This window comes from Pseudomonas sp. B21-041 (assembly GCF_024748675.1).
GTDB classification, from domain to species: Bacteria; Pseudomonadota; Gammaproteobacteria; order Pseudomonadales; family Pseudomonadaceae; genus Aquipseudomonas; species Aquipseudomonas neuropathica.
Genome location: NZ_CP087175.1, coordinates 822501 through 833681, shown reverse-complemented (window position 1 = coordinate 833681; position 11181 = coordinate 822501). Strand labels below are relative to the sequence as shown.

Sequence of the window (11181 nt, the reverse complement as noted above, 5' to 3'; positions counted from 1 at the left end):
GCGAGACAGCGACCTCTGACCGGTCGGTCAGTAATCGCCGTCAATCGTCTGGATTTTCACCCCCGAGGCACGGCACCCTCTTCCAGTTCCAGCATCAGCCCGCTCAGGCGTTTGACCTTGCGCTGCACTGCCTCCTCGAACACCCCCGGGCGGGATTCGATCAGGGTGAACCAGTGCTTTGCGCGGGTGATGCCGGTGTAGATCAATTCTTTGGTAAGCACCGGGTTCAAGGCATCGGGAAGGATCAGCGCGGTGTGGGCAAACTCCGAGCCCTGAGACTTGTGCACCGTCATGGCGTAGACGGTTTCGACGTCGTTGAGGCGGCTTGGCAATACAAAACGCACGCCACCCTGCCCGTCGTTGCGCGGGAACGCCACGCGCAATACCGGTTTTCCCGCGTCCGGCCCTTCGCGCTCGGGCAGCTTGAGGGCGATCCCGATGTCGCCGTTCATCAAGCCCAGACCGTAATCGTTGCGAGTCATCAGAACCGGACGGCCTTCGTACCATTGCTGATCGTTTTCAATCAGACGTGCTTTGAGCAATGCGGCGGTGATTCGTTGATTCAGACCTTCGACACCCCATGGCCCTTTGCGCACGGCGCACAGCAACTGGAAAGTGTCGAAAGCTTGCAAGACCTCGCGGGCCCAAACGACCCAGTCCGGATGTTCGAGGGGCCGAGCCGAGGGTGGGCGCTGATCACGCAGCACACTCAGATAATGGCGGTAACCCTGCGGGCCGTCGCCGTGCCCTTCCAGCAGCAGGCGCTCCAGCTTGTGATCGTGTTCACCCTTGAGTGGCAACGAATACACATCGTCATGGTGTCCGGCGGTGAGCAACTGACGCGCTTCATCCGGCAACTGTTGATTGACCCGACGCGCGAGCTGACCGATCCCGCTGCCCTCGCCGAAGCGCCGGGAGTGGCGCAGCATGACCACCTGCTGGGCCAGCGGGTGGGCGCCATCGACGTCTTCATGCAAGCCGCTGCCCTGCAACGACTCACCGCTGACCGACTCCAGCCACTGTCGGGTCTGCGGGCTGTACCAGCCACCCTCGGCGTCACGGCACAAATCCCCCAGTACAGCGCCGGCCTCCACAGAGGCCAGTTGGTCCTTGTCGCCCAACAGAACCAGGCGTGCATGGGGTGGCAAGGCATCGAGCAGATTGGCCATCATTTCCAGGTCGATCATCGAGGCTTCGTCGACCACCAGCACATCCAGTGGCAAGCGATTGCCGGCGTGGTGGCGGAAATGGCGGGTGCCGGGACGGCTGCCCAGCAAGCGATGCACGGTGGTGACGTCACAAGGAATCTTCGCCCGCACCTCTTCGGTAACTTTCAGCGACTGCACCTGCTGGCTGATGGACTCGGTCAACCGCGCCGCGGCCTTGCCTGTCGGTGCCGCCAGACGAATCCGCAGCGGATGACCGGTAGCGACTGCGGGCGCTTGAAGCAGGGCCAGCAAACGCACCACCGTGGTGGTTTTGCCGGTACCCGGACCGCCGGTGACGATGCTGAAGGCACCGCGAGTGGCAAGGGCGCAGGCGAGTTTCTGCCAGTCGATTACCTCGCCGGTTCTGGCTGATCCGAACAGTTCGTTCAAGCGCTGCGGCAGATCGTCCGGTGTTGGTTCGACTTGCTCCAGGCGCTGGCGCAACGCCGTATCAATGCGCCGCTCGTAGGTCCAGTAGCGTCGCAGATACAGACGTTTGCCCGACAATACCAGCGGGCGTTGCTGTGCGAAATCGCTGGAATCCGCCGCCAGCGCGACCAAGGAGCTGCCCGCCAGCACCCTGCACCAATGAGCACCGTCGAGCGCCTCAAGCAATTGCGACGGCAGCAACAGCACACCGCCTTGCACGTCGCCTTCGGGGGGCAGTGACAGCGCGAAGTCAGGAGCTTTCAGGGTTTCGTACAGATCAAGACAGACATGACCGTGGCCCAGTTGATGGCTGGTCAGGGCGGCAGCCAACAGCACCAGCGGATCCGTGTCGCGCTCAAGTTCGTGCAGGAACGCGACGAACGCTTTGTCCAGCGCACGCAGCCAGCCACGCTCGACCCAACGAGTCAGCAATATCAACAGGTCATCGGCGCTGGTCAGCGGCGAAAGCCTCGACAGGCTGTCGGCTGCGAGCGGTATGGGTAGCAGATCGGCAAAGGTGCGGCTCATAGCAGGACTCCCTGTTCCCAGGCGGGTTCGGACTTGGGTTCGGGTTTTCCTTGAAACATACGGTCGAGACGCTCGATCAGTTCACGAGGGGGACGGGCGAAATACACACCACGACTGTCAGCACGCGTGCCACGCAGGAACAGATACAACGCGCCGCCGACATGTCGGTCGTAATCGTAATCAGGCAGCCGCGCCTTGAGCTGGCGATGCAACGCCAGCAGGTACAACACGTATTGCAGGTCATAGCGGTTGTCGAGGATCGACTGTTCCATGGCCTGCTCCGTGTAGGCCTGATCATCCACACCGAGCCAGTTGGATTTGTAGTCCGCCACGTAATAACGGCCATCGTGTTCAAAGGTCAGGTCGATGAAGCCTTTGAACATGCCATTGAGTTGCACCGGTTCGGCTGCCACGCGGGCCACGCCCCGATGCGTATGCTGACGCACCAGTTCGTCGAGTTTGAGTACATCGACTTTATGGCTGGCGAACCAGAATTCCATTTCGACCCGATATTGCTTCAGCTGTTCGAGTACAACCGGTGGCTGCCCGCCGGCAATCGGTAGTGGCGATTTGAGCAAATGCTGCAACCAGTCACTCAAGGTGGTGATCCAACCCTCCCAACCGCGAAGGTTGCAGCGTCGGGCAATCGCATCCTCCAGCGCCTCGCGGGAAACGGCAAAGCCGTCATCTCCCGCCCATTCCAGCAAACCGTGGAGAAATGTTCCCGGATTGGGACCGCGCGGAAAGCGGTGGATATCGGCGCCGCCGGCAATGATTTCCCGCGGCGCATCGGGGTCGAGGCGTTCGTCATCAAACAGCTTTTGCGCTTGTGGGCTGTCCGGTGCTTCATCGCTGCCGCCACTCAACACGTCGCTGATGCGCAGAGCGCTGTAGGAGGCGATCCACCAGTTCTCGCTGGCCTTGCGCTTGGGCAACAGTGTGGCACTCAGCACGGCGTCATTGCGTGGCGGCTGGTAATGCTCGTCGGTAGGTTGGGGCATTTCATTGATATGGATAGCCGGGCAGTCTAGTTGCAGGTCTTGCAGCCAGCGTTTCAGTTCGCTGGACTCGCCAAGCGATGCGCCGCCACCAAGCAGATAACCCAGCGCCGAGAGGTGCAGCACCGAGCTGTTGTTATTGCCCCGTTTGAGATCCGTCACGCCCAACCAGCAGGCATGTTGTGCGCGAGTCAACGCAACGTAGAGCAAGCGCAAGTCTTCGGCCAGACGCTCATCGTCCGCTTGCGCTACCAACTCGGCAGTTGGTTTCAAACTCATCTGAGCCTTGCCCTCTGCATCGTGGTAATGCAGTGGCAGGCGACTGCCATCCACGGGTTTTGCCGAACAAATGAACGGCAAGAACACCAATGGATATTCCAGGCCTTTGGACTTGTGGATGGTCACGACCTTGACCAATTGCTCATCACTTTCCAGACGCAGAATCTGCTCTTCGCCGGCCTGGCCAGACACTGCCAGCAGTTCAGCCAGATGGCGAATCAGCGCTTGTTCACCGTCCAGCTCCGCTGCTGCTTGCTGCATCAATTCCGACAGGTGCAAAAGGTTGGTCAGGACACGCTCGCCATCGGTGCGCGTCATCAAGGTTTGCGGCAGATGGAAGTCGTGCAGCAGGCGGCGCAACATCGGCAGCACGCCTTGCTTGCGCCATAGCTCGCGATAGCCACGGAACTGCATGACCCGGGTTTCCCAGACCAGTTCGTCCTGGTTCAGACGTTCCAGTTCGGCCAATGGCAGGTTCAGGGTGATGCAGGCCAATGCGGCTTTCAGGGAGCGTTCGACATCCGGCTCGGCACAGGCCTTGAGCCAGGACAACAGGTCGTGGGCTTCTTGTGCCGCGAATACCGAATCCTTGTCCGACAGGTAAACGCTGCGAACGCCACGGGCGGCGAGTTCTCCGCGCACGGCCTGGGCTTCTTTGCCGTCGCGCACGAGAATCGCGATGTCGGACGGCCTCAGGCCTCTGAAGTCTTTGCCGTCCTGAATGAACCCTGCGCTAGCGTTTTGCCCACCATTGAGCAGCGAGGTGATTTCGCTGGCGCACGCTGCCGCCAACTGCTGACGATAGACCGCACCCGACAGTGGCTGGTCGGTGGACAAGTGCCAGACATTCAACGCCGCGACAGCTTGCCCGGCAACTTGCAGCTGTTCCTTGCGACCTTGAGATTCGACGGGGAGGAACGGCACCGGGTTGTCGCCGTTTTTCTCGCGGAACAAAAACGCCCCGCGGCCCTGCTCTCGGGACTCGGCGCGTGCGAAAACATGATTGACCGCGTTGACCATGCCGTGGCTGGAACGGAAGTTGGTGCCCAGCGTATGCAGCCGGCCAGTGGTGGCCTGACGCGCACGCAGGTAGGTATAGATGTCTGCACCGCGGAAAGCGTAGATCGCCTGCTTCGGATCACCAATCAGGAACAGGCCGGTTTCAGGACTATTGTCTTCGATGCGATAGATGCTTTCGAAGATTCGATACTGCACCGGGTCGGTGTCCTGAAACTCATCGATCAGCGCGACCGGGAACTGCTCGCGAATCAACGTCGCAAGACGTTCGCCTCCGTCGGATTGCAGAGCGGCATCCAGGCGCAACAACATGTCGTCGAAGCCCATCTCGGCGCGACGCCGCTTCTCTTCTTCAAAGCGCGCGCCTACCCATTTGGCGGCATGTTGCAACACTGCGGCATCAGGGGTTGGCAATGCATCGAGGCTCGACTTGAGCTTTGGCATCGCGTCCAGGCCGGGGTGACTGGGAGCTTGGCCTTTCCACGCTTCGGCCATCCCGTCGGGAGTCAGTCGGGTGAAACCGGTGCCGATATCCAGTTGCTCCAGGGACTCATCTTCGGCCCATGCCTTGAGCTTTTCGAACCACGGTTCGAAGTAACGCGCCTGCATCTTGCGACCGTCGACAGTTTTGCTCGCAACACTTTGATGACAGATGGCGAGCAATTCGTCTGCCCACTGACGCCATGGCATTTTCAGCTCGATCAGCGCGGCACGGCGTTCTTGCAGACATTCATCGATCAGCTCCGCAGGCGCCTTGCCCTCGTCGCTGTCACGCTCGCTGGCGAACAGGCCGCGCACGCGAGGCAACAACGCCGCCGGCCCACCCCAATTGCTGCGAACCCAATTCAAGGCATCGCCCTGCATCGGGTAACAGAACAGCCGCCAGTAATCGCGCAGCACTTCGCCGAGCAACTCGCTGTGATCGGTTTCCAGGGATTGGGTGAACAAGCTGCCGCTGTCGAACGCATGCTCACGCAGCATGCGCTGACACCAACTGTGGATCGTCGAGACAGCTGCCTCGTCCATCCATTGCGCGGCGACATCGAGGCGGTTGGCGCAACCGGGCCATTGTGGGGAGTCGAATTGATCACGCAATTCGGCGATCAGCGCGTCGGGCGCAGGCGTTTCGTCACGAAAGAATCGAGCGGCCTCAGCCAGACGCGTGCGTATGCGCTCCCGCAGTTCCTTGGTCGCGGCATCGGTGAAGGTCACCACCAGAATCTGTGGTGGCAACAATTCTCGGCCGAATCCACACGCCTCGTCACCATGCCCGAGGATAAGCCGCAGATACAAAGCCGAAATGGTAAAGGTTTTACCGGTACCGGCACTGGCTTCGATCAACTGGCTGCCCTGTAGCGGGAATGCCAGTGCGAGGGGTGTCTTGGTACTCATGCGCGAGCCCCTTCGGTGGACAGCGAACGCCAGGGCGCTTCAAACAACGGGCGATACAAGGCGTCACACCAACCGGAGAACGTCTCATCGGCAAGCAATGCCTCAAAATCGGCAAATTGCCGTGACAACGCCGGGCTCTCGCGGCGCTCGCCTTCGCTGGTCTGCCCGTCACCTTCATAGGCTTTACGCGCGGCCGCTTCGGCCTTCAGCGGGTCGCTCTGAGCGAGCCACGCGAAGGCAGTTTTTACCGCGATCGGCAGTGGCTGACGCATCCCGGCCTGCCAGGCGAGGAGCAAATCACCGAGGAAACGTACCGCTCGATCCGGCTCCATCGGTTCAAGCAGCAGCGTGTCATCGCTGGCCACCAATGCGGTGCTCAGGGAAAGTCCACTGGCGCAGGCCACCAGATGATTGACCCAGGGTTTGGTCAGGCGATGCCATTTTCGGCTTTTGATCGAGCCAATGCTGTTGGGAATGGTCGTGACCGACAACAGGCCACTATCGGCGCGCTGATGCAAACCGGCGAGCCAGCCTTCGAGTCGCAAGCCCTGCAATTCAAGGTTGACCGGCGTGGCACTGCTCAACGGGGTCGGCCACAATGTCAGCAGTTGCTGATAACGCTGCAGTAGATCCGGCAGAGGTTCGATCAGCTCTCGCTGCAGGCACTCGCCAAACCCGGCCATTGGCAACAGACCGCTGTTTTGCAGACGTCGTGCCTGGGCAGTCAGCGCCTGTTCGACATTGTCCGGTTGCCTGAGAGCAGCTTCGAGCAGGCTGTCGCTGAGCGTGTAACGCTGCAATGCGTCCAGCACGAAGGGTTCTTCATCGGCCAGGGGGGCTTCGGCCGCTTCGAAATACACCTTGAGGCGTTGCGTGAAAAAATGCCGGACCGGGTTGCGCAAAAAGTCCTGCAACAACGCTAGGCTCAACGGGTCTTCTTGCACATAAGGAGTGAGTAACTGCGCTTCGTTTTGAGGCTCATGCTGTTGATGCAGAACCTGCCATTCGCTGGCATAGCTGAAGAGTTGGTCGCCCTCATGAAAATAGCGCGCACTGAACGGTTGCAGCGGGTGCTCTTGCGTCATGTCGCTCAACAGATCGCGATTTTCGTCGAGCAATCGCCAACCGCTGGCGAGGTGATCGCGCAGTTGGCCAATCAACACGGAGGCCGGTCGTTCACTGTTGTCGCGGATGCTGCGCCCCACCCAGCTGATGTACAGCTGATTGCGCGCCGACAAAAGCGCCTCAAGCAAAAGATAACGGTCATCTTCACGTCGTGAGCGATCTCCCGGACGGTAGTCGCTGCCCATGAGGTCGAAGTCCAGCGGCGGCTGCGCGCGGGGATAGTCGCCGTCGTTCATCCCCAGCAGGCAGACCAGTTTGAATGGAATGGCGCGCATGGGCATCAGCGTACAAAAATTCACGGCACCGGCCAGAAACCGCTGAGACAAACGCCCTTGGTCCAGGCCGGCGAGCCAGGCTTCACGAACCACGGTCAGTGGTAGCTCATCCGCCAGACCTACAGCCTCACAGGTTTCCAGCCAGGTTTCGCGCAGCTCTTCGAGTTGGGTCAACAAGTAGTCGTCATGCTCGTTACTGGCCTTGAAGAACAGTTGCATCAGCGCTTGCAAACGGTATCCCCACTCCTTGGGTTGAGCGGGTTGGGTGAGCTGCTGGTGGGCCAGTTCCAGCGCATCGAGCAGAGCCACCAACGGCCCGATCAGTGCGGCGTCGAGTCCGCCGATCTCATCGTAGGGTTCAATCCCTTCGCATGCATTGGCACTGCCGACGGCGTAGCCCAGAAGCATGCGACGCAGACCGAAATGCCAGCTGTTTTGCTCAAGCTCGTCGGGTAAACCCAGACCCGCTCGCTGCTCGGCATTCATGCCCCAACGCACGCCCGCGCCTTCGATCCAGCGATGCAGTGTCGGCAGGTCGCGCTCTTCTACACCAAAGCGAGCGCGGAGTGCAGGAACGTCGAGCAGGTCGAGAATTTCACTGACCGGGAAACGACTGTCGGGAAGCTTGAGCAGGTGTTCGACCGCGATCAGCAGTGGATCACGGCCACGTTGCCCCTGATCCGCCAACGTGAAGGGAATAAACCGCGAATCATGCCGGTCAAGCTGACCAAATACTGCGCGGATATGCGGGGCATAGCTATCGACGTCAGGCACCATGACGATCACATCGCGCGGACGCAGATCCGGGTTGGCACTGAAGCGTGCCAGGAGCTGGTCATGCAGTATTTCGACTTCACGTTGTGCGCTGTGGGCAATATGAAAGCGGATCGACTCGTCCTGTGCCAGATCGACAGCAGGCCAGTGCTCACGGGTTTCGTTGAGTGGGCGCAACTCCAGGATATCGTCCTGGAGTTGATTGAGCAGATTGTGCGGCTGAGTTTCGCTGAACAGGTCTATGCGGCCGTCGCGAAAAGCCGCCCGATAGCTATTGGGATCGTCATAACTGTCGAGCAGGTTGATGTAGTCCCGGCCCTGTTTGCCCCACGCAGCCAATAGTGGATGGGCGTGTTGATGCAGTGTTTCAGGATCCAGCACTGCTGGCATTCCGGTCTTGCGCGATTGCCGTTTGTATTGATGGCGCAGCAGATCCTTGTCGGCGACAATGTCGGCCCAATGGTGCCGGCACGGGTTGTGTACACACAGCAGAACCTGACTGAAACGCGCGAGCCCGGCCAGCGCTTCAAGTACTTGGGCTGGCAGCGAAGAAATCCCGAAAACGATCACTCGCGAAGGCAATCCCGCAGGTGCTTCGTTGAGGTTGTTGATGCGCTCAATAAACCGTTGATGAACGCCGGCACGACTCTGCGCCATACCTTGCTCACCCACGTCATCCAGCAGCGCACGCCATAGTTCTGCCTGCCAGCAACTGGTCGGGGGCAGTGGTTTTACTTCACCTCTGACAGTGCGCAATTGATGCCGGCCTTCGGCCCAGTCTTCCAGCCAGTCGGCCCGGTACACCTGATATTGGTCGAACAGATCCGCCAAGCGTTCGGACAATTGATAGCGCTTGCGCAGGTCAGTGTCATGGGTAAGGAAGCGTTGCAACGGCTCGAAATGCGGGCGATCAATGACCTGTGGCAGCAGACGCATAAGGCGCCAGGTCAGCGGGGCCTTATCGAGCAGGGATTTGGGAGGAATTTCATCTCGACCCAATACCATGCGGTAAAGCTGCCACATGAAACTGCCCGGCAGTTGCACATCTATCGCGGCAGCAATACCGCAACCTCCGAGGTCGTCGTCCTCTGGATCTTCAGCCAAGGCCAGTTTGAGCCACTGCGCAATACCGTTGCTCTGCACCAGAGCGATTTCGTTTTCCAGCGGGGCCAGTGGATAGCGCCGCATTATGCTGATCACAAGGCTGCGCAGTTCGTCCAGACTATTGCTCTGGACCACCATGAATGCAGCGTTGAGGGACTGTGCGTCCGGCATAAGGGTTTCCTTGGAGAAGTACAAAAGCCAGGGCAGAACCTTAGCATTGTCGACAGGGTATGACAGCCGGACGACATCCTTGAATGCTGTACGAACTTTCCCGCGGGCAAAACAAAACCCCAACTGCTTTCGCAATTGGGGTTTCGGAATTTAATCTTGACGATGACCTACTCTCACATGGGGAAACCCCACACTACCATCGGCGATGCATCGTTTCACTGCTGAGTTCGGGATGGGATCAGGTGGTTCCAACGCTCTATGGTCGTCAAGAAATTCGGGTACTGACTCGTGGCCTTGTGGCCTCGCTTCAGCAAATTGGGTATGTGATAGCTTTCGGTGTTTGTGAACATCGAACTTTCGGTTCGTTTCGTCTTCACACACCGCAATCTGGTCTCTTCGACGCAAATTGCTTGGGTGTTATATGGTCAAGCCTCACGGGCAATTAGTATTGGTTAGCTCAACGCCTCACAGCGCTTACACACCCAACCTATCAACGTCGTAGTCTTCGACGGCCCTTCAGGGAACTCAAGGTTCCAGTGAGATCTCATCTTGAGGCAAGTTTCCCGCTTAGATGCTTTCAGCGGTTATCTTTCCCGAACATAGCTACCCGGCAATGCCACTGGCGTGACAACCGGAACACCAGAGGTTCGTCCACTCCGGTCCTCTCGTACTAGGAGCAGCCCCTCTCAAATCTCAAACGTCCACGGCAGATAGGGACCGAACTGTCTCACGACGTTCTAAACCCAGCTCGCGTACCACTTTAAATGGCGAACAGCCATACCCTTGGGACCGGCTTCAGCCCCAGGATGTGATGAGCCGACATCGAGGTGCCAAACACCGCCGTCGATATGAACTCTTGGGCGGTATCAGCCTGTTATCCCCGGAGTACCTTTTATCCGTTGAGCGATGGCCCTTCCATACAGAACCACCGGATCACTAAGACCTACTTTCGTACCTGCTCGACGTGTCTGTCTCGCAGTCAAGCGCGCTTTTGCCTTTATACTCTACGACCGATTTCCGACCGGTCTGAGCGCACCTTCGTACTCCTCCGTTACTCTTTAGGAGGAGACCGCCCCAGTCAAACTACCCACCATACACTGTCCTCGATCCGGATAACGGACCTGAGTTAGAACCTCAAAGTTGCCAGGGTGGTATTTCAAGGATGGCTCCACGCGAACTGGCGTCCACGCTTCAAAGCCTCCCACCTATCCTACACAAGCAAATTCAAAGTCCAGTGCAAAGCTATAGTAAAGGTTCACGGGGTCTTTCCGTCTAGCCGCGGATACACTGCATCTTCACAGCGATTTCAATTTCACTGAGTCTCGGGTGGAGACAGCGCCGCCATCGTTACGCCATTCGTGCAGGTCGGAACTTACCCGACAAGGAATTTCGCTACCTTAGGACCGTTATAGTTACGGCCGCCGTTTACCGGGGCTTCGATCAAGAGCTTCGCGTTAGCTAACCCCATCAATTAACCTTCCGGCACCGGGCAGGCGTCACACCCTATACGTCCACTTTCGTGTTTGCAGAGTGCTGTGTTTTTAATAAACAGTCGCAGCGGCCTGGTATCTTCGACCGGCATGAGCTTACGGAGCAAGTCCTTCACCCTCACCGGCGCACCTTCTCCCGAAGTTACGGTGCCATTTTGCCTAGTTCCTTCACCCGAGTTCTCTCAAGCGCCTTGGTATTCTCTACCCAACCACCTGTGTCGGTTTGGGGTACGGTTCCTGGTTACCTGAAGCTTAGAAGCTTTTCTTGGAAGCATGGCATCAACCACTTCGTGTTCTAAAAGAACACTCGTCATCAGCTCTCGGCCTTAGAATCCCGGATTTACCTAAGATTCCAGCCTACCACCTTAAACTTGGACAACCAACGCCAAGC

At 58.7% G+C, this 11181-nt stretch carries 3 protein-coding genes and 2 rRNA genes (1 of these 5 cut by a window edge); all 5 read right to left on the bottom strand.

What is annotated here, in order from left to right:
* Positions 1 to 56 precede the first annotated feature (56 nt).
* Positions 57 to 2165 (bottom strand): exodeoxyribonuclease V subunit alpha, encoded by a 2109-nt coding sequence (gene recD, locus LOY43_RS03505; protein WP_095126606.1) that lies wholly within the window; start codon positions 2163 to 2165, stop codon positions 57 to 59.
* Complete coding sequence (gene recB, locus LOY43_RS03500; RefSeq protein WP_258709203.1) at positions 2162 to 5851, bottom strand: exodeoxyribonuclease V subunit beta; 3690 nt, start codon at positions 5849 to 5851, stop codon at positions 2162 to 2164. The genes recD and recB overlap by 4 nt, the downstream gene beginning before the upstream one ends.
* Positions 5848 to 9300 carry an exodeoxyribonuclease V subunit gamma gene (recC, locus tag LOY43_RS03495; protein ID WP_258709202.1) on the bottom strand — a complete coding sequence of 1151 codons (3453 nt, stop codon included), beginning with the start codon at positions 9298 to 9300 and terminating at the stop codon, positions 5848 to 5850. The genes recB and recC overlap by 4 nt, the downstream gene beginning before the upstream one ends.
* A gap of 154 nt (positions 9301 to 9454) precedes the next feature.
* Positions 9455 to 9570 (bottom strand): 5S ribosomal RNA (gene rrf, locus LOY43_RS03490).
* 151 nt (positions 9571 to 9721) lie between these two features.
* Positions 9722 to 11181, bottom strand: a 23S ribosomal RNA gene (locus LOY43_RS03485); it runs 1434 nt beyond the window's last position.